This is a genomic window from Winogradskyella luteola (assembly GCF_019203985.1).
GTDB classification, from domain to species: Bacteria; Bacteroidota; Bacteroidia; order Flavobacteriales; family Flavobacteriaceae; genus Winogradskyella; species Winogradskyella luteola.
Genome location: NZ_JAGSPD010000003.1, coordinates 189,021 through 210,539, shown reverse-complemented (window position 1 = coordinate 210,539; position 21,519 = coordinate 189,021). Strand labels below are relative to the sequence as shown.

Here is a 21,519-nt window from a genome sequence, read left to right as displayed (position 1 = left end):
TTACTGTCCTCTGTAATACAATATAGTACTTAAGGTTTTAACCGTTATGCTGAAGTCTAAAAATACACTTCTGTGCTTTATATAGTACAAATCGTATTGAAGTTTAGTTAAGCTATCGTCAATGGATGATCCGTATCTTGTATTGACTTGTGCCCAACCTGTAAGACCTGGTTTAATAATATGGCGCGTTTCATAAAATGGAATGATACGGCACAGCTCATTTACAAAAAATGGGCGTTCTGGTCTTGGGCCAATAATACTCATTTCACCTTTTAGGACATTATAAAATTGTGGAATTTCATCTAATCGAGAACGTCTTAAAAATCTCCCAAAAGCCGTTACACGTTTATCATCTTTTTGAGCCCATCTAGCGCCATCTTTTTCAGCATTGATAACCATAGTTCTCAATTTTAAGATTTTAAAGGACTTGCTATTTCTGCCCACCCGTTCTTGAGAATAAAACATTGGACCTCTATTGCCCAACATATTACCTAAAAGTAAAAATGGCGATAAAAGAACGCCAATAAATAAACCCATAATTGCAATGACAATATCGAAAGTACGCTGAAAAAAAATGTAAAGTTTATTCTCGTTACTTCTACTAAAAGGGAAATATTTATAAAAGTCTTTACCCACAAACTGGATTGGCACCCTGTATAGTAGTTCTTCGTAAACTTGTGTATATTCCCTAATCTTAAAACCGCGTTCCATCAATAGCATTAAATCGTGATAAACTTCTGTAATAATAGATTCCGTATTAAAACTTGCAACCAAGACTTCAGAGATTCTTTCTTTTTCAATGGTTTCTAAAAAGTCATTTGCTTCAAACTCTTCGAGTCCTTTGAATTTTACAGATTCTGGTGTAGAGATTTCACTGTTTATAAATCCGACAATTTTATAATTCGGATCTGAAGTATTCAGTGCTTTAATTAATCCATCTATATTCGAGATCTCGCCTACCAAAAGAACACGTTTATAAAATCTGGGAGACTCAATAAGATTAATATACACCAATCTCCATAATAAAATAGATATTATAATGGCCATGTAGAAGTATACGATTTGCATACGTTCTTCTGGTAAATAAGGTGACAATACTGGTGTTAAAAGATAAAACAGTACTACTGTTGATGTGGCAATAACTAAATTTCTAAATGTAGTGTCTAGTTTACTTGCTTTTTGAAGGTCGTAAAGTTCAAATACGGTTCCGAAAACGGTAATATATATTCCCAGCAACACCAAAGCTACTGTATTCTCCTGATTGAATAGAATATACTCAAAATCAAAGAACAGACCCAAGCAGTATATGGAAAGGAAAACCATGGCCAAATCCATAATTCTGAGCAAAATCTTTCGCTCTGAAACTTCAAAATGGATGCCTTTTTTATGTTTCATCGTTTAGGTTGGTAATAACGTAAAGATAATAAGTACAATTTATTTTCAACATCAAATTAAGACAAAAGCATTTCCCACTTGGGTTTAATGGCTTTCCAGTCAAATAACTCTACTTTATTTCTGGCATTAATCACCATTTTATCTTTCAGATTTTTGTGGATCTTTAACTTTACAATGGCATTAAACATTGCATCAATATCTTCTGGTGGCACCAAGAGTCCGTCGACATCATCTATTACTAAATAAGGTAATCCGCCAACATTGGTAGAAACTACTGGTAATCCAAGAGCCATTGCCTCAATAACACTAACAGGCATATTATCAAAATTTGTAGTATTTATAAATACGTTACAGTGCCTAGACAACTCCCGCCAAGCTTCTCTCGACAATTTACCTGTGAAGTTTACGTTCAGGTTTTTTTCTTCAACCTGATTTTTAATTTTGGCCATTAAACCATCTATATCAGGCCCTATCATGGTCAGCTCTGCCTCATAACCATTTTGCACCAATACTTCCAAAACTGAAATTGCGAGTTCTGGGTTATATATGGAAGCAAATGACCTTACCCACAATAGTTTTATTGTTTGAATATTTCTATTCTGAAATTCAAAATCTTCAATTTCTATACTATTGGGTATATGTTGAATGTTAGTATAACCATACCTTTCAAAAACTTTTTTCAAAAAAATTGAAGGTGACACCAACTTATAAGCATATTTAAAAATCAAACTGCTTAGTTTAGGATTGTTTTTTAAACGTTTTTCCAAGTTACCACCATGCAATATTGGAATATATTTAATCTTAAAAAGTCTACATAACTGGCTAACAATAAAAGCATAATAAAAGTTAATAGTGCTATAAGTGTCTATAAGTATATAATCTGCCTTAGACCTATTAGAAAAAACAAGCCATATCATATCTAACAACCTAAGCACTTTATTAGACTTATTGGACGCAATCTTGACCGAGCAAAACTCTTCTAATCTTACACTTAAAGTTTCGATGGACGTTAAGGCTCTACCCTTTTGAGATAATGCGTTTCCTAGATAAAGGACGTTTTTCATATTGTATATTTAAAAGCGCTAAAGCATATATAAAACCAGGTGCAGCAATACGCATTGCTGAATGGTTAACAGTTGCAAACCAAAAAGCTAAAAAAGCATAGAAGAATAAGCTTTTTTTATTTCTAGAACGGAAACCAAGAGGTTTAATAATTAGTATTAAAATAACTATAACACCAAAAAGCCCATGTTCTGACAGAACTCTACTTATTTCGTTGTGAGACACTATACCCTTACCTCTTGTTTCAATACGAAACTCTTTCATGCCACTTGCCCCTACACCAACAAAGGGATGATTCATAAAACCCTCTAATTCTGACAAAAAGAGATCTACTCTACCTGTAGACACATCACCTTTATCCCTACCTAACGCATCCTTATTGGTATATCTATTTTCTATTAGTCCACCTGTTTGTTGGGCACTATATAACCAGGTTGCAACACCAATGAAAACTAACAAAATCCCAGTTGTTAAAATTTGAGTTTTTTGTATTCTGTGTGATTTTTTATAAAGTGAAAATAAAAAAAATGCTATAATGATGATTGCCGTAAAAACCCCGCCTCTACTAAATGTAATAATAGCTCTATGTGCAATAAATACAAATATTGAAGCATTTACAATCTTTAATAACAAAGTTGGCGATTTTAAGAAAAATCTAACTACTAAGGAAAACATTCCCAAACCTAAAATAGTCGAGGTTTGATTTGGACCAAACCCACCAGATGTTGCAAAATTAGATTCCGTTCCCAATAAAACATCTTCTAGCTTTGGCGTATATAAATAGACATACACGGTCATTGATATAATTGGAAATGAAATAACCTTTACAATGTCAATAATTTGATGCTTCGTTACTTTTTTTTCGTAGCAATAAAGTGCAGATATCCCTAAACAAACTGGACCACTGAGTACAAATGCCACGTTGGTTCTAAAGTTGGCATCAAAGCCAATATTATTACTGGCTACGATTACACCTGGCACTAATAGAATAAGGTAAATAAAATATGGATAGCCTTTACCAGAAACTCCATTATAAAACATGCCAAAAAGTATAAATAAAATTACCAAGTACTTAGAGGCTTCATAAAAAACCCCACCATCACTCATTCTAAAAAGTACCTCTACACCAACTATATATGCGCACGCTTTTAAAACTTCATACGTTTTTTTAGGCGGTGGTGCCACTACGATTCTAACAAGAAAAAATATAACGACAGCAAAAAAATAAATTTTGGCCAATGGCCTAAAATAGAACACTAACAACCCAATAATAATATGTAATACTATTAATTGTAAATACTTATATTCAGAGTTAATACCCATTAATTCATTGAATATATATCTATTATTCTACTTATTACTTGCTTAGCGGTATAATTTTGATTTATGTGCAAATTATACGCCTTACCTTTTTCAGTTCTCAGTTCTTCATTAGACATAAGCTTTACCAAAGCTTTTTTTAACTCTGATTCTGATTGCGATTTAACCACAAAACCATAATCCGAGACTACTTCTTTACATTGACCCACGTCTGTTACGACAACGGCCAGGCTTCCTAATCCATATTCTAACAAAGCCATTGGTAACCCCTCATAAGTTGATGTTAGTACACCTATGCTACACTGGCCGATAATACTGGAGGCGTCATTTCTTTGCCCCAGTAAAAACACATTTGACTCTAAATCCTTAGATTTAATAAATGATTTTATCTCTTTAGAATAATTGTCATTGTAATCTTTACCAACCAGATGCAAAGTCCAATCGTGAAAATTCTCATTTAGCTCATAAAAAACTCTAAGTAAAAGTAAGTGATTTTTTGGGTTCCTTAGATTAGCTAAATATAATATTCGTTTACTTCTAACACCTTTTAATTGTGTATAGCTATCTACTTTGCTTCTTACTGTAAAGTTGGGAACATAGATAGCTTCATTAGTTTTTAAATTAGTTTTTGCCCAACTAGCTAACTCACTATTAACCGCAATCACTTTATCAAAAAAATATGAACTCAATTTTAGTACGAAAGATGAATTTGGTTTTATTTGGTTTCTATTCCCTAGATGGTCATGCCATATTAATTGTACTCTAGGTAAAAGTATTTTGATGATAGAACTGATAAAATAAGACGACGCATGTGCATGAACAATACCTATTTTATTAACTGTGATAAAATCTCTCAAGCGTTTTATCGCTTTAAAATCAAGAGTCTTTTTCCTGTTTAAAAAAAAGTAGCCAACATCATTGTTTAATTCCTCCTTTAAAAGTCCTTCTTCTCTGGTTGTACAAAGAAAAGATTTATCAATTTTATCTACTAATTGATTGGCTATATTTACAGCCACACGTTCAGCGCCACCTAAGTTTAATGAATCTATAATTTGTATAACACGCATTATTCCTCTATGGTTTTCCTTATTGCTTCCTCTAATGTGTCTAGCGTATACTGTTGAGACCACTGCACCGCTTTTGTTGCCATGTTATGTAGGTCTGCATCCTTAAGAACTTGAGAAATACTATCTGCTGCTACTTTAACATTTGGCTCGATTAAGATACCTCTGTTACCATAATCTAACATCCAATCTAAACAAGATATTCTAGTAGCTATAGGTATAGCGCCGAAAAACATACCTTCTGCGACTGCTTTTGGCCAACCTTCACTTTTTGATGGCAGTATATTAAAATGCGCTTTTTTCAACGATTGTTTTACTGTCTCCTTATCTTGGTTACCTCTTAAGAAGATGACATCTTTTAGGTTATTTTCATCAATGTAGGCTTTTGTTTCTTCAAACATTGTGCCTTCACCAAATAATTCTAGTTGAGAAGGGATTCTTCTTCTATTTAATTCCTCTATAATTTTAATGGTTAGTATAGGCCTTTTACCTACAACAATACTACCAACAAAAACAAAATTTAACACCCCTGTATAATCTCGTTCTTCTGTTTTCTCAATTTCGTGTTCGTAATAAGTTGCGGATATGAAAGGGACAATATTCTTGGTTTGATTTGGCCATTCTCCATAAACCAAAACTTTAATGTTTTTGGTCAAAGTTGTGTTAGCAAGCAATTTTTTTTGTAACCTGTAACTTAGAGGTTGATTGCTATTTGGATCCCAATTACCTGCAAATTTTGTTGACTTCTTTAGCTTTGGAAAAAAAATCTGAGCTACACAGCCTAAGAGACCGGTATTGCTAGGACAACGAAGGTGTACCTGATCTACCTTTCGCAAAACTTTAATCATCCTATATAATATTAATGGGCTTACCACTAATGTTTTTAGCACATTGGGAAAAGTGGTTAAATTAAAGCTTGGGATTTCAACAAATTGGAGTTTCGGATGCTCATAATGTAAATCCATTGGTAATATTTCACCATTTTTACTTTTTGGCGCCACAATTACGACCTCATCTACATACTTTATCCAAATATTCATTTCCCTGATATACGGTCCGTAACCGTAAAATTTGTTATCTCGAAAAACGTGCTCAACGGACGTAAATATGGTCAATCTCATAATAGGTTTCTAAATAGGAAATTATGATATAATAGCGTTAAAACTTTCTATGTAATTAAGCACATTAGCTTTCAAATTTATATTATTGTAACCAATAAAGCTAATTCCATTTTTGGATGCTGCGTGGTAATCATTTATTGAATCGCCAATTAAAACTGTAGCTTCTTTTTTATATTTATTTTCTTCTAAAATACTTGATACATTATCAATCTTAGTAGTTGGAGACCCTTGAATTGAATGAAAAAATTTATCGATACCCAATCCTTTACAAATAGTTCTTAACTCATTTTGATCCGAAGCAGAGACGATATGCATTCGCATACTTCTATAATTTTCTTTAATGAACTTAAAAGAATCTTCAATTAAAAGTGATTTATTAATAAGTCTATTGAGCATTACCTGAGAAAACCTTGAGGCATATTCTAAAATTAATGCATCATTAACTGTTTCGTCTCTTATTTTTTCAAAAAAATACCTGAATTTATTGTATCTCGAAAGACCTCCATTTTCGTGGTGGTATTTCATTAATTCATCTACCTGTTCTTTAGGAAAGTTTTCTAGTGTTTTAGTAAATCCAATGTCTCTAATGTCATTACTATTTAAAATTACACCATCAAAATCCCACAGGATAACATTTTTATCTTTCAATTTTATTGACATAGTTTATAACCTTTTGTAAATCTTCTGGTGTATCTACAGGAATTGAAGTATCGGATAAAAGAACCATCTGTACATCAAAACCCAATTCTAAAAACCTAAGGATTTCTATATCCTCTTGACTTTCAAAACGTGTTTTAGCTTTGCACTTATAAAAGTCTTCTAATGATTTATAAGGAAAGGCATAAATACAAACTTGCCTAAAACCAATGTTAAATTGATCGTTTTTATTCCCTGGTATAGGTGATCTAGACATATATAAAAGACGTTCGTCTTCTCTAAAAACAACTTTTGGCATTGTAAGGCTACGAAAAGTTTCTTCAGATTTTATCGCACAATAACCATTAATAATTTTACTAGGATGTTTTAGAATCGATTCTTTGATTTTTAAAATATCTTGCGAGTCAATTACAGGTTCGTCACCCTGAACATTTATATAATAATCGGCTTTTATTTTTAAGGAAAACTCGGCAATTCTATCAGTTCCTGTTAAACAATTAGAGCTTGTCATTACAACATTCATATTATTATCTATACAATGTTGATATATTAACTGGCTGTCTGTTGCAACGTATAGATCAGTATTATCGATAACTTCTCTACATTTTTCATAGACTCTCTTAATCATGGATTTGCCAGCTATATCCACTAATGGTTTTCCAGGAAACCTTTTAGAATCGTATCTGGCAGGTATTACTGTTACAATTTTCATAAATATTTAGATATACTTAAACACACTTGATTTGGGCAAAACATCATATAGTGTAGGTGTAAGCGAGCAAAATTCTACGGCTTCTTTTCGTAAATCGTTAAAGATTTTTGAATTTTCTTTGAAAAATTTTAAATCCTTAGCTGCAATTTGATTTTGGCTATAACCATCATAACCTACAAAATATATTGTATCGACTTGTAGCTTTAGTGCTATTTGAATAGCAAGTGCCAAATGTGAGTCTTCTTTTATTTCGGTGAACTTTATTTCATCTAACTGAAATGTATTTTCAACAACTGCTCGTGGAATAAACGTACCCTTTAAGTTCTTTGTGGGCGGTAAAACACATTGACCTTCAAAATGTGATAAAAAATTATTGAATACACTTTTTAGACGATAACCTTCGTTACCCAATAAACAGAAAAACTGTGCTATTTTACTATCGGAATAATGATTGGCATTTTTTGAGGATGAGTGAATAAGGCATGTAGATTTTTGTTGCTCTGCAAATTGTTTAATAAACTTTGAATGTACCCCTGCACTAGGACCACCTCCAATAATAACTGCATTTTTAAAACCATTGTTAACCTTAAACTCTTCAAACTGTTTTTGCTTATTATTATTTTTAGTCAGTTTATTAATAATTGTATTTAAAGAATAAATCTTTTTCTGTACAAGATGCATCACATTTTTTTGTGGCAAGGAGTTAATACCAGAGACCATATAAGGTAAAGTTGTCCCCCATTGGTATTGGCTTTTTAAATCTTCAAAAATTTCGGTAACATGGCTTAGGGCATCAAAATCAATATTCAGACCATTTTTCCTATTTAAAACCGTTAAGATCAATTCTGTTTTTAGGTTTCCTGCTCCTCTTCCCATTCCAGTAATTGTTGCATCTACTATTTGCACTCCGCACTCTATAGCCTGCATTGTATTTGCCAATGCCAATTCTAAATTATTATGCCCATGAAAGCCCAAGGCCATATCAGTTGACTTTTTAATGGTTGTTATAATTTCTTTTAATTGCTCAGGAAAAATGCTACCGTAAGAATCTACGAGGTAAAAAATATCAACTACATCTTCAATTTTAGGCAATGATTCATAAAGTTCTGGATAGCTATCCCATTCTGATAAATACATCACATTAAAAGCAACTTGAAAATCTAGTTGTTTCACACGCTTAGCTAATGAAATAGCACTATGGATATTCGAAGGGTTAACCGCTATTCTAATTAAATCTACCAAGTGCATACATGGTTGTAACAAGTCATCAACATCAGACGGTTTAATATCTTTTTCGTTTAAAAGGATAGCGATTTTTTTATCCGTCGTTGATTTTATGCTTTCCAACGTGCTTATGGGGCAATAAAAGAATTCGCCATGGTATCCATCTAGATCTATACTTCTATAGCCCAACTCTATATACTCGATAGGCAACTTATTTATGGTCTCTATGTACTGTTCTACTGTCTGATTAGAAAAATCCCAGTTTGTATAATAACCCCCATCTCTTAAAGTACAATCTAAAATTCTTACCATAGTTAATCGACATTGTTTTTAAAATATGAATAATTTTGTATGAATTTATATTTAGCTTGGCAATTATCAAAAAAAACACCCATTTTACTTTTGTTTAGATCTTTCATTGCAACGTGGTCTGATTTTGTTTTCTGGCCATTAAAATACACTTCCCCACCTTGACCTGCATCAATACCGTAAACATTGATATTTTTAATATGCCCATAAATATTAGCCCACCAAATTGCATAACTGTAAATAGTAATACCACTATTACTGTCGTGCCATTGCAGATTATTATCCTTTAAAAACTGATTCTTCAAAATATAACTATCATTAAATTCTAAGTAAGGAAACGGCTTTCCACCCGTGATAAGTATCGGGTAATCAAATTTACGTCTTCCGAGATATTTTTTTAGGGCTTGCACTCCATAATTGGCAATGTGGGTAAGAGGTGCTTTGTCTGTATATAAGGACTCAACAATTAACAGCTTTGGTTTATATTTTAAGCCAAACATTAAGAATTGTTTTAAATATCCTCCATCCCTTATAATGTGTACAAAACTATGCGCATTAGATAAACTTAAGTAAGACGAATTAGTTGTAACATATAATTCGTCTTTATTAAAGTTGCATTTATTTAAAGATGGGCCCGATCCAAGAACATTCAAAGTTTCAAAATTTTTAAGTGCATCTTCTATTGATAAGGCATAATCTACACGTTTTCTTTTTCTAATATTAAGAATAGGAAGAATTAGACGGATCGTATATTTGGAATACGTGTTGGTATACTTTAGACGTTCTAAAAAAGCGTTGAATTTCTTAATCATTTATAATTACAATTCCTTACAGTTCGTTAATTTAAGGGTTATTATGAGGTAATCTAGGTTTATTTATCAACAATCCTAAAAGTCCGGATATCCTACCTAATGTATCAGATAAAGCCTCAACCTTTTTTGATGTATTAAATACATTAAAAAATCTAAATAAGGTTTGTAAAGCAGAAACTGCATACCATTTAAACTTAGTTTTCAATAATGGCTTATTGTTTTTTAAACGCCACACATACCACCCATTTCTTATCACCATTTTACCATATTTATATTGATTTGGGCGACCAGATGGCTCATGATAATGGTTGAGTTGGGCAGCTGTGTTTAGATAAAGCTTGCCTAATGGTAATAATCTAATGCAGAAATCAACATCCTCATACAAACCATAACCTTCAAAATAGTTAGAAAAACCTACCTTTTTAAACACCTCAGTTTTGTAGGACGACACACCTCCCATAAACTGTTCTACTTGGTAAACCTTACCATTGGGCGGTAAAAAACTTACAGACCTTCCGTGCGAAAATGAACAAATTATTCCTGGACGTGTATCAGGTAATAATCCTAGCTTTTTTCGTACTTTGAATTTTAATGGTTCGTTGCGCTGCCATCCATCGATACAAAATTTACCTTCTGCATATGAGCCATCTTTTAAGGCTTGCCAAACAACCTCATTCTTTATATAACCGCCGACAGCTATGGCATCGGGTTTTATATGATATGTTTGTATTAACTCTTTAAAGTAATTATTTGTCAAGACAATATCATCATCTAAAAAACTAACTATTTCAGTATCTGCTGATAATTTTTTTATTCCAAAATTCCTCTGCTTGGTAAGTCCTCTATCTTTTTCTTCTACCCTATGATACGTTAAGTTATTGAAATCATTAGATCGAATAACTTTTTCTGTATGGTTATTGGATGATCCGTCAACAATTATTATTTCATTTGGATATAGTGACTGTTCCCTTACCGACTCCAACAACTTTAATAAAGCTATGGGTCTCATGTAAGTACATACTATAAGTGCAAATTTATTCAATTGTAATTAATTGTATTTAGGTCCTCTATGCATGAGTCTTTTTGCATAGTACATCGATTTTTTAAATTGTAATTTTTTTATGGGCCAATTCAAAAATTTTAAAATAAATGCTCGCTTTTTACCTCCGAACAAATACATAAAGAAGTAGCGATATCTCCATTCTTTTAACTGTTGTTCTTTATAGTGCTTAACATATTTATAAGTCATTGTTGGGCTTGGTACAGGTCTAATAAAACGTACCGGATCTCCTAACTCCCACGGCTGGGGCTTTCTCTTTTTGCCTATTACCTTTGCTTGATTTCCCCAAAAACGATACCCGCCAACTGGCGGTTTTAAATGCAAGTTGGGTGAAAAAGGATTATGCAGCAACACCTTGCCAGATTTTAAAATCCTAAGTCCGAAATCTGAATCTTCGCCATAACCTCCATCAAAATTGACATCATTACCAATCAACTCATCTACAAGTGATTTTTTTACACAAGAATTTGCATTACTAAACATATGAGAAACTCCAACTCTCCAACGTTCATCACCAAGATCTTGCAGTCGACGTTTTAGATCATCTAAATTTTGGTTCATATGCTCTGCCATAATATCCAAGCCATTACAAGCTTCTGCATTATAGGTTTGAAGTAATTTAATGTGGTTCTCAACAAAATCTGGCAAAACTCGTACGTCATCATCTGCAAAAATAATGTAGTCGGCAGTACACATTTCTATAGCTTCGTTTCTGGCCTTACAACTTCCTTTGGTAGTCTGCCACTTTACCTTTACTTTAAAGTTATAATTCTCTTGCCTGTAAAACTTATCATTGCGCTCTTCTGGTGGCGTAGCATCTACGATGATTGCTTCTTTTATAGGATATGACTGAACATTATGATCTTGCAAAAGCAATTCCGTAAATGCTTGCCGTTTCATCGTTGGTATAACCAAACTAACTGAAGGATTTCCTTGGACAGGTTCTAATTCCTTAGGTTTAATAATAACATTGCTGTTATTTAAGATGTTTTTAGAAGCTTTCCTTAATGCAATAAATTCTTTCGGAAGATTAAAAATACCTTTACGCAAGAGCATATAGTGACTGTGCCGCTTTTTAAAGTTATTTAGAAAAAATAGGTAACGGTCGTGCTTACTAATTTTAACATCAGCAAGTTTTTTATCAAACAAACCTTTAACATATAACGGAATACCACCTTGATTTCTAAGCAAGTTAAAACCAAAATCCAAGCCAGCAACTAAAGGATTTTCATAATTGGTATTAAATGTATTCAACTGATTCCAAACGGATTCTCTAATTACAAATTCATCGATGTTAATTCTCCAATTCACGCAAGTATCACAATTTTCAAAATCATTTAAAAACCACCAGTATACAGCTGTTTGATATACTAATTCTGGTAAACAGTTTTTAAAACCTTGGTCTAAAGAACTATGCCATACATCACCTGAGCCTAGTACTAACTGTTCCAAAACTTTAAAATTAGGATTGCCATTATACAACAACACCTCGCCGTTATCTGCTTGATAAGTTTTAAGCTTCACTTTTTTGCTGCATTATCTGGTTAAATAAATCCATATTTTTCTCTAGAACAATTTCTGTTGAGAAATTGTCTATAATATGTTTTCTTCCATTAGATCCAAAGATTTTTTGCTTTGTTTCATCATTTAGCAAATCTAGGATTGCATTAGTATAGTCGTTATGGTTTTTTGGATCTATAGTATAACCTGTTTTATTATTAATCATCAATTCTTTTGCCCATCCTATATTTGATGTAACCAATGGTTTTTCCATTGCAAGTGCTTCGAGCCAAGTCATGGGAAAAGCTTCAGCAAAACTAGGTAATACTATAATTTCTGCACTTGCTATATAGCTATTTATCTCACTATATGCCACTTCGTTGATATGTTCCACTCTTTGTTTGGCTTCAGCATTTAGTTTTATATTAAAAAGGCTCAGAGTCGATGTTTTTTTAAATACATCCATAGCATCTTTACCAATCAGCACCAATGATACATCTGGTTTTTTATCAACTAACCCATTAAATATTTCAGCCAATTCTAAAACACCCTTTTTTCTAACTATGGTTCCAAAATACAGCAACCTTCCTTTAACTATTAATTCACTTTTAGGTTTAAAGGTTGTGACATTAACGCCATTGTATATCGTTATTATTTCTTGCTTTAATTTAAAAATATCTCTAGTTACATTAGCAGCAAAATCACTTACGGAAATAATAAAATCTGCTTTATTCAGGGCATTTTTTTCAAACATAAAATGCTTCCACTTTTGCTTACGGTTTTCTAGTTTACAAAAGTAGGCATCAGAACCATGCAGTCTAATAATCAATGGAACATTAAAATTCATAAAAGCAGTGATACCTGTCCAGTCAGGTGCTTCTAGAACATCAATATGATGAGCTTTGATCTCTTCCTTAACTCGTTTTTCTATGTGCTTACGTTCAAAATACCAACCCAAAAAACGATGTCCTTTTCTAGCCATTGAAATGATAGTAATACCATCGTCTTCAAAGGTTTTGTCCTTATTTTGAAATACAGCAAAAACTACGACTTTCACCCCTTTGGAAACTAGGCCTTTTGACAGGTTTTTAATGCTAGACCCCAAACCTGCAGAGCGTTTTAAATTAGCATGTGGATATTCGGATGTTATAAAACCTATGGTCATAGCTTTAATTCGTCAATTAAAAATTCTGTAAACTTCATTGCTCCGCTATGGTTAAGATGCCCACAATCAGCAAAATATGAACTATCTGTAATTGCTGAAGAAAAATTATAAAGATTATCAATTTCATAGTCTATTTCACTAAGATAGTTATCTTTATGTAGGCCAGGACAGTAAGGTGCGCAAAACAGTACAATTTCAATTTCATTTGATTTACAAATTTCAACAATTTCATCTAAAACTATGTTTTTAGAGATTACACTTGCCGGCAATTTTGGAATAGCTGTATTTCTTCGATTACCAAAAGGAATATAACCATCATTAAAATCAGTATTTTTGGCTTGAGATAAAACAGATGCAAATACCTCCCTAAAACCAACTCTATAATCATTTACAGCATATCTATAAAATGGTATGTAATATTTTTGGTTAAATTCTGAATCGTTTTCTTTTAAATAAGAATTTATTATTTCGTTAGAATGTATATAAGGTAACAATTGTGATTTAACAATATCTGAGCTACCTAAATCATTATAATGAGAATCAATTTGCACAAAAAGCTTTTGCATTTTAACATTATTATGAATCAGTAATTTTAGGATTACTAAAACATCATTTAATTTTGCTTGCTGAATTCCTAAATTTAGTGCGCTCTTATCTGTTTCTTGATTAATTAAAGGCGTAACAATGATATTTTCTACCCGAGAGTTTCCCAGAAAAACATAATCAAAGCTTTCGTTTTTTAATGCCAATACACGTTGAATTTTATTTCTAGGATTAGATTTTTTATAAACCTGAGTATAGACAACATCCAATATACAAAGTAGTACTACAACAAGTAGGCAATAAAAGCTTATCTTCATTAAAAATCGTTTCATACTAAAATTGAAAATAAATAAAGTCTTCGTGATTAGAAAACACACCTAGTACAATAGTCAAAAACAGGATGAGAATTATTTTCGCTAAATAGAACTTACCTGTAAATGGATGCTCATGTTTTCTGTGAAACCATTCTATCGCTATAAATACCCCTAAGATTGCGATCAATTCTATGTTATATCTTTCAATACTTAAAAATTGAATGCCAAAATTCTTATTGGATACCATTCTCATTATATAATCAAGGGCATGTTGTATATTATCAGCCCTAAAGAAAACCCAACTAAAGCAAGTAATTGTAAAGGTGGCAAGAATTTTAAAGCCAGTTTTAATACCTTGACCAACATTAACAATTTCTATATTGTCTTTGTTAACTCTATTTCTTTTTAACAAAAGTAATGGTAAAAAATAAATTGCATTTAAAAATCCCCAAGCAATAAATGTCCAATTTGCACCGTGCCAGAAGCCACTGACCAAAAAGATGATAAACACATTTCTTACTTGTAATGCCAAGGTTGTTCTACTACCACCTAAGGGTATATAAAGATAATCTCTAAACCACGTGGTTAGTGATATATGCCATCTTCTCCAAAATTCAGCAATATCTCTGGCAAAATAAGGGTACTTAAAGTTTTGCATTAGGTCAAAACCAAGCATTCTAGCCAAACCAATAGCCATGTCTGAGTATCCTGAGAAATCACCATAAATCTGAAATGCAAAATAAACTGCGCCCAACATCAAAGTTAGTGTACTCATGGATCCGTAGTCTTGAAAGATGACATCTACATAGGTAGCGCATGTATCTGCTATAACAACTTTTTTAAATAGGCCCCAAATAAAAATATGTATCCCAGAAAGTGCATGTTTGTAAGAGAACTTTCTTTCTCTTAAAAACTGAGGCAGTAAATGCTGAGCCCTTTCTATGGGACCTGCAACTAACTGCGGAAAAAAAGCCACAAATGTTGCAAAGCTTAAAATACTATCGGTTGGTTCAATCTTTTTACGATAAATATCTATGGTATAACTAAGCGTCTGAAATGTATAAAATGAAATACCTACAGGTAAAATTATTTGTAGTGAAGACAAATTCATGGAAATTCCGAAAGATTCCCAAGCCAGAATCCAATTTTCTATAAAGAAGTTGTAATACTTAAAGAAGCCTAAAAACCCTAGGTTTACCAGTAAACTTATTACCAAAAGTACTTTTCGTCTTTTTTTATCGGTAGTATTAAATATGAGTTTCCCTATTGCAAAATCAACTATTGTACTAATTACTATTAGAGATAAAAAACGCCAATCCCACCAGCCATAAAAAACATAACTAGCAATTAATAACAATATATTTTGTGAAACTCTACGTTTCTTAAGCAAGAACCAATACAGAAAAAAAACAGTGATAAAAAACAGAAAAAAAGTAAACGTATTAAATAGCATATATCTTCTGTTACTTTCTCGTCTTATAAATGATTTGAGATGTCTTCCAAAATCCTATCAGAAGCTTTTTCAAAAGGGTATTGATTTATCTTTTTAAACCATTGCTTTGCCGAGTCAACTTGAGTTTTTGGACTTTGAAGTGCTTTTAAAAGAACTTCCCTAAATTCCTTTTTTGAGTCGATCCAAAATACTGCACTTTGAGATGGCATTGACTTAAAATGAATATAATCGTACACAAAAACGCCTTTCTCTTCAGTATTGCCTGGATTTAAATAATTATAGTTAAAATAAGCACACGGTTTATTATGAGCAGCAAAATCAAAAACCATTGAAGATCCCAAATTAACAACAAGCTTGCAATGTTTTGCTATATTGGCCAACAATAAAGCATCCTCCTCTGCTGGTAAAATAGCATCCCAAACTTTACCAAGTGGTTTCCAAACAGGCTCTATAGCATGGATGATAGTACCATACTCCTTAATTACGGAATTGTACCTATCTGAAATATCAACAGGACACCGTCTAAATATTATTTCGATATTTTTTCCTTCATTATTTAATTGCTTAACAGCTTCTGCTAAATCTCTCAAATATATTGGATCTTTGGGAGATGTTGTAATATCATCACCACTGAAACAAATATAATCCACATTGGGGTTGAGTCTGTAATTTGCAATAAAATCTTCTCTAGATAATAGTTTTTCTTTATTAAAATGAGGTTCAAATTGAGGTGTGCCAGTAACGGTGATTTTGTCTTCTCCAATGAAATTATGATATCTTAAGAGTTCAGCTTTCATATGCTCACTCCACACGTGGTAATAATCAGTTTCTACGTCTAAAGTTGCTTTTGGCAGATTGTCCCATGAGTAAATAAACCCTAGAGTGGGAATTTTCATCTGTTTTGCTGCTTGTACTAAAGCTATTGATGAAACAGCTCTTTGACTTGTGTTGTACACCAAAATAGGCTGATACTCTTTAAAGATTTTGAGACAATCTTTGTGGGTCTGGGTTTTAGATTCTAAATTCTTAATCCATCTACGAACTTTAACCAGACCAATTTCACTGTTAAGCATAGCTACCAATAGCTTGGTGGCACTGCTTTTAATACTATTTTTAATTCCTTTAAAGGGAAGAGGAAAAAGGTATTCTAAATAAATATTATCTTTGAAGCGTTTTTTAAAACGTCTTAATTCAATATGCTTTCTAACATTTTTCAAAATGTTAGTTATTGGGTGAGTTTTTGAATTGATTCTAATTTCATTTAAACCCAATTCACTTAATTCAAATACAGTAGTATTTAAGAAGTAAACATCATATCCCCTTTTATCGGCAAGATGATAAAAGTTTGAATATACAAAATTACGCAGGCTTACACCATCTGAAATAACTACGAATATTTTAGGTTTAGTTTTTGTCAACGAACTGTTTTTGATGATTAATTCTCCAAAAAGCCTTGGTTTCTAATGATTTTAAGAACAGTTTAGCACTATTGCCCTTTCCAAATTTACCAATAGCTTCATTAGACTGACATTTTATCTTTTTTATGGATTCTATAATCAAACCTTCTTCACTTTTTATATTGATTATATTTTTATTTAGGCTTCTGTTACGCTGACGTGTGCCAATATTTATTGTTGGCACTCCGTAATAAGGAGCTTCCCTAATACCCGCACTACTATTGCCAATAATGTATTTAGAATATTTTAAAAGAACTAAGAAATACTCAAACCTAAGGGAAGGAAAAACTCTAAACCTCGGATTGGTTTTTATAACCTCGAAGGCTTTCAATATTATATTACTACCCATATCATTATTGGGATATATCACAACGTAATTATCACCACTCTTTGTCAGAGCCTGGATATAATTAGAAATTTGTTCATCTAAAGAATCCATCTCAGTAGTGACTGGATGAAACATGGCTATAGCATAATCCTTAAATTCTATGTCGTAATATGTTTTGGCTATTTTTAGTGATGGAAGGTTATCAGAAAACATAATGTCTATATCAGGAGAGCCTATTGTGAAAACAGATTCTGGCATCTCTCCCATTTGCAAAAGTCTTTTTTTCGCCAAATCGTTAGACACAAAATGTATATGACTCATCTTGCTAGTAGCATGCCTCAATAACTCATCAATAGTACCCGATACCTCACCGCCTTCAATATGTGCAACCAATATATTGTTAAGAGAACCAACTATAGCACCAGCTAGTGCTTCTACACGGTCACCGTGTACTACTATTAAGTCTGGTTTTAGTTGGTTAATATACTGGGAAAACCCTTCAATTGTCTTTGCCAAGGTAAGATCCATCGGTATATCCTTACCATGATTCTTGAACTCATGAATATTTTTGAATCCACTTTTTTGGATTTCAATCAGGGTATAGCCATACAATGTTTGTAAGTGCATGCCCGTAACAAATATATGAGGTATAAAAGATGTATTGTCTTGAAGAATAGCCATTAAAGGCTTCAACTTTCCAAAATCAGCTCTAGTCCCAGTAAGAAATACTATTTTTTTCATCTTACTTAACTATGTATGAAATAGCATGAGAATACGGTAACTTCCTTACTTCGACTTTATTTTCAAAAAAATCGTCAACAGCTTTATTTGTGCCAGCAAAAGCACCATAATCATCTAAAATAATAATTCCACCTTTAGTGACTCTACTGTACAATTTTTCTAGAATTAACTTGGAAGGTTCGTACAAATCTACGTCAATATGAAGAAGAGACAACTTTAAGTGAGGATTTTTATTGAGGTATTGGTCTAAGGTAATCAATATATCTCCTTTTATTATTTCAATATTTTTATTGAGGTTTTGTTTGGCCAACAAATCAGTTATCTCTTCATAAGAAATACTTTTACCTCCATTGGTTTCTGCTACAAAGGCATCTCTCTTTTCTTTGTCATCTTTGAAGTTTGCTTCAGGAAAATCACCAAAAATATCGAAACCGATAATTTTTCTGCTCGCCGTCTGTTCTAACAAATCTCTAAATTTCACCCATCTAAAGAAAGAGTTGCCTTTAAAAATACCGAACTCCATAATTTCACCTCGAATATTACTGGTTTGTCTAAAGAGTTCTAAATGCGTTATAAATTTACTGAATCTTGAAGGGTCAGCTGTAGCATAAAACCCATTTTCGTATTCAAATTTCTTCTCTAATTGATATAGTTTCTTCATTACTCAAAATCGCTATAGTCCAGATGTGTACCTGTTTTAATATTCTTAATAGCTGTTTTACCTAAAACATTTTTATAGTGCTCTGCCAATATCTTACCCGTACCAGGCCGTTTAACCCAAATATTGTCATTTGTTAACTTCTCTCCTTTTTTAATATCACTGATACTGCAAACTGTGGCAAAGGCAAAATCAATGGTTACTTTCTCTTCTTTTGCGGGGGCTTTTGTCCCTCCTCTCATTTGCCATATCTCTTTGCTTCCTTCAATAAGTAATTTACAATCGTTTTCATCCATACTACAGACAATGTCTGGACCAGTACGTTTTTTATGATCTGTAAAATGCCGTTCTAAAATTGAAGCACCTAGAGCAACGGCTCCCAAACAAGCATTATTATTTAAAGTGTGATCGCTTAAGCCAAATACTTTATCTGGAAAAGCCCTATGCAGTTCTTGCATAGCACCAAAACGTACTAAATGTGAAGGTGTTGGATACAAATTTGTAGTATGCAACAAAGCTACAGGAACGCTACGAGCATTAAATATAGATACTGCTTTCTTAACACTTTCTATTGTATTCATTCCCGTACTTAAAATAATAGGCTTTCCAAAGGAGGCAATGTGCTCCAACAAGGGATAATTATTACATTCGCCTGAGCCAATTTTGTAGGCTTCAACATTCATAGCCTGTAATCTATTGGCTGCCGCTCTCGAAAAAGGAGTAGAGATAAAAATCATACCTTTTTCTTCTACATATACCTTTAGTGCTCTTTCGTCTTTTTCATTGAGCGCACAACGCTCCATTATTTCGTATATGGACACTTTAGCGTTTCCAGGTATAACTTTTTTTGCCGCTGGACTCATTTCATCTTCAACAATATGGGTTTGGTGTTTTACAACCTCAACTCCTGCTCTTTTCGCTGCGTCCACCATTTCTTTGGCAACTTTTAAAGAACCTTCATGATTAATGCCTATTTCGGCAATAACTAAAGGTGAATAGTCAGCACCAATTTTACGGCCAGCTATTGTGATAAAAGGATTATTCATTTTCTTCTATATCTTCTAATTCGAAAAATAATACGTTTTGTTATAGATTTACTCATTAGGGTAATTATTTAACACGAACTCTGCGAACTTAAAATCATCTTCTTCATCAATATCTACTAACGAATATGGGTGGTCAACTATAAATGCAATGTTGCTATCACTAAGTATTTTATCTTCTAAAATTAATGATGCTTTGGTAATATACAGAAGTCCATTTTCAAAATACAAAGGATCTATGTCCTGACTACGTTGCCCCATTTTATAACTATAGGGAATATACTTACCATCTGTGATTTTGCCCAGTTTTTTATCATTTTTACTTACGGTAATTAAACTATCACTTTTTGATTTACTATATATTCCATAGGCCTCCTTTAATAAATTTTTGGGCCTTAAAGGGTTTGTAGGTTGTAAAAGAACCACGTTTTCGTAATTATTATCTAATGTTTGAAGCACATGCTTTATAGCAGAAACTGTTGTTGCCAAGTCTCCTGAAAGTTCCTTAGGCCTTTTTACTACATCTACATTATATTTTTTTGCAACTTTTAATATTTCTGAATCGTCTGTTGAGATACATATGTGTTGAGTATACTCTATATTGTTCTGCGCATAGATAATACTATGCTCAATAAGTGAAAGGCCGTTTAGTTTTCTTAAATTCTTTCTTGGAATTCTTTTAGAACCTCTTCTCGCAGGAATAATGGTTAATGTCTTACTCAATTTTTATTATTTATAGCTTAATGAATTATGTAAAAAAACACCATTGCACTGAATCATTCTTTGGTTTCTTATGCTTTCTGGAATTATATAAACCAAATCATAGCCTAATTTCTTTAGCAAATTACAGATGTATAAATAGTCTTCTTGTCCATCATACAGTTTTACTAAGGACATCTCAATATAAAACCCAACAATATTGTAATTAACATCTTTTAGGGTGTTTAATATATAATGCTCAAAACCTTGAACATCCATTTTTATAAAGATATTCTCCGCATTAGTTACGTTCTTATTTTCATTTAAAGTTGTAAGGGTTATTTGCTTTACGTCTTCCTTTTCAATGTAATGGCTATTGCCTACATTATATTTTGTTGATTTTATTGGTAAAACAGAACTGTTACCAACCAGATTGGAGATGTTTATCGTTGTTACGGTTTCTTTGTCTCCTATTGCGCATTGCTCGTACACAGACCAATTTGAATATTTTTTTGATTCTTCAACTAACACTTTGTACATCTTAGTCAATGGCTCAAAAGATAGTATTCTACCAGAGTAACCAAAATTAAACATGGCCTTACCAAATTGTCCTTTATTTGCTCCTATATCTAATATTAAGTCAACATTGGCCTCCTTTATCAATTTTAAAAGTTCGTTTTCAGCACTTCCGTATCCAAGGCCACCATCTAAACGGACAAGGTCATAACCAAGAGTTTTAAACGTATTTTTAAGAATTTTTTTTGGTTTCATTCTTTAAATTCAATTGTAATGTCTTAATGATGTTTCATTAATTTCTACGAGACATTTTATTACTGCAAATTACCTAAATTTAGCTTATGTATTGAATTCATTTTAAAATAG

General features: G+C 32.5%; 20 protein-coding genes. All 20 read right to left on the bottom strand.

Features of this window, described 5'->3' with window-relative positions; all coding sequences use genetic code 11:
• Positions 1–1,395 carry a sugar transferase gene (locus KCG49_RS05055; RefSeq protein ID WP_218545110.1) on the bottom strand — a complete coding sequence of 465 codons (1,395 nt, stop codon included), beginning with the start codon at positions 1,393–1,395 and terminating at the stop codon, positions 1–3.
• 56 nt (positions 1,396–1,451) lie between these two features.
• Positions 1,452–2,459 (bottom strand): glycosyltransferase family 4 protein, encoded by a 1,008-nt coding sequence (locus KCG49_RS05050; protein WP_218545109.1) that lies wholly within the window; start codon positions 2,457–2,459, stop codon positions 1,452–1,454.
• Positions 2,413–3,642, bottom strand: a complete 1,230-nt coding sequence (locus tag KCG49_RS05045; protein WP_369680347.1) for an O-antigen ligase family protein — start codon at positions 3,640–3,642, stop codon at positions 2,413–2,415. Before KCG49_RS05045 ends, KCG49_RS05050 begins: the two co-directional genes overlap by 47 nt.
• 137 nt (positions 3,643–3,779) lie before the next feature.
• A complete protein-coding gene (locus KCG49_RS05040) occupies positions 3,780–4,907 on the bottom strand; it encodes a glycosyltransferase (RefSeq protein WP_218545107.1) in 1,128 nt (375 codons plus the stop codon).
• A complete protein-coding gene (locus tag KCG49_RS05035) occupies positions 4,844–5,962 on the bottom strand; it encodes a glycosyltransferase family 4 protein (protein ID WP_218545106.1) in 1,119 nt (372 codons plus the stop codon). Before KCG49_RS05035 ends, KCG49_RS05040 begins: the two co-directional genes overlap by 64 nt.
• 21 nt (positions 5,963–5,983) lie before the next feature.
• Complete coding sequence (locus KCG49_RS05030; protein WP_218545105.1) at positions 5,984–6,622, bottom strand: HAD family hydrolase; 639 nt, start codon at positions 6,620–6,622, stop codon at positions 5,984–5,986.
• Positions 6,600–7,331 (bottom strand): 3-deoxy-manno-octulosonate cytidylyltransferase, encoded by a 732-nt coding sequence (locus KCG49_RS05025; protein ID WP_218545104.1) that lies wholly within the window; start codon positions 7,329–7,331, stop codon positions 6,600–6,602. Before KCG49_RS05025 ends, KCG49_RS05030 begins: the two co-directional genes overlap by 23 nt.
• A 6-nt stretch (positions 7,332–7,337) precedes the next feature.
• Positions 7,338–8,867: an aldolase catalytic domain-containing protein gene (locus KCG49_RS05020; protein WP_218545103.1), complete on the bottom strand. Its 1,530-nt coding sequence runs from the start codon at positions 8,865–8,867 to the stop codon at positions 7,338–7,340.
• Between the two features lie 2 nt (positions 8,868–8,869).
• Positions 8,870–9,676, bottom strand: a complete 807-nt coding sequence (locus KCG49_RS05015; protein WP_218545102.1) for a hypothetical protein — start codon at positions 9,674–9,676, stop codon at positions 8,870–8,872.
• 31 nt (positions 9,677–9,707) lie between these two features.
• Positions 9,708–10,718 carry a glycosyltransferase family 2 protein gene (locus tag KCG49_RS05010; RefSeq protein WP_218545101.1) on the bottom strand — a complete coding sequence of 337 codons (1,011 nt, stop codon included), beginning with the start codon at positions 10,716–10,718 and terminating at the stop codon, positions 9,708–9,710.
• A gap of 6 nt (positions 10,719–10,724) precedes the next feature.
• Positions 10,725–12,260 (bottom strand): glycosyltransferase family 2 protein, encoded by a 1,536-nt coding sequence (locus tag KCG49_RS05005; RefSeq protein WP_218545100.1) that lies wholly within the window; start codon positions 12,258–12,260, stop codon positions 10,725–10,727.
• Positions 12,250–13,401: a glycosyltransferase family 4 protein gene (locus KCG49_RS05000; protein WP_218545099.1), complete on the bottom strand. Its 1,152-nt coding sequence runs from the start codon at positions 13,399–13,401 to the stop codon at positions 12,250–12,252. Before KCG49_RS05000 ends, KCG49_RS05005 begins: the two co-directional genes overlap by 11 nt.
• Complete coding sequence (locus KCG49_RS04995; protein WP_218545098.1) at positions 13,398–14,261, bottom strand: hypothetical protein; 864 nt, start codon at positions 14,259–14,261, stop codon at positions 13,398–13,400. Before KCG49_RS04995 ends, KCG49_RS05000 begins: the two co-directional genes overlap by 4 nt.
• A gap of 16 nt (positions 14,262–14,277) precedes the next feature.
• Positions 14,278–15,711: an MBOAT family O-acyltransferase gene (locus tag KCG49_RS04990; RefSeq protein WP_218545097.1), complete on the bottom strand. Its 1,434-nt coding sequence runs from the start codon at positions 15,709–15,711 to the stop codon at positions 14,278–14,280.
• Positions 15,712–15,734: 23 nt separating this feature from the next.
• Positions 15,735–17,129, bottom strand: coding sequence for a CDP-glycerol glycerophosphotransferase family protein (locus KCG49_RS04985; RefSeq protein ID WP_218545096.1), 1,395 nt, complete (start codon positions 17,127–17,129; stop codon positions 15,735–15,737).
• Entirely contained in the window at positions 17,116–18,237 is a 1,122-nt protein-coding gene (gene neuC, locus KCG49_RS04980; RefSeq protein ID WP_218545095.1) for a UDP-N-acetylglucosamine 2-epimerase, read from the bottom strand. The genes KCG49_RS04985 and neuC overlap by 14 nt, the downstream gene beginning before the upstream one ends.
• A gap of 1 nt (position 18,238) precedes the next feature.
• A complete protein-coding gene (locus KCG49_RS04975) occupies positions 18,239–18,898 on the bottom strand; it encodes a TylF/MycF/NovP-related O-methyltransferase (protein ID WP_218545094.1) in 660 nt (219 codons plus the stop codon).
• On the bottom strand, positions 18,898–19,941 hold the full coding sequence (locus KCG49_RS04970; protein WP_218545093.1) for an N-acetylneuraminate synthase family protein: 1,044 nt from the start codon (positions 19,939–19,941) through the stop codon (positions 18,898–18,900). Before KCG49_RS04970 ends, KCG49_RS04975 begins: the two co-directional genes overlap by 1 nt.
• Positions 19,942–19,989: 48 nt before the next feature.
• The gene (locus KCG49_RS04965) at positions 19,990–20,661 is read right to left on the bottom strand and encodes an acylneuraminate cytidylyltransferase family protein (protein WP_218545092.1); all 672 of its coding nucleotides are present in this window, start codon (positions 20,659–20,661) and stop codon (positions 19,990–19,992) included.
• Positions 20,662–20,667: 6 nt separating this feature from the next.
• A complete protein-coding gene (locus tag KCG49_RS04960) occupies positions 20,668–21,408 on the bottom strand; it encodes an FkbM family methyltransferase (RefSeq protein ID WP_218545091.1) in 741 nt (246 codons plus the stop codon).
• Positions 21,409–21,519: the final 111 nt, after the last annotated feature.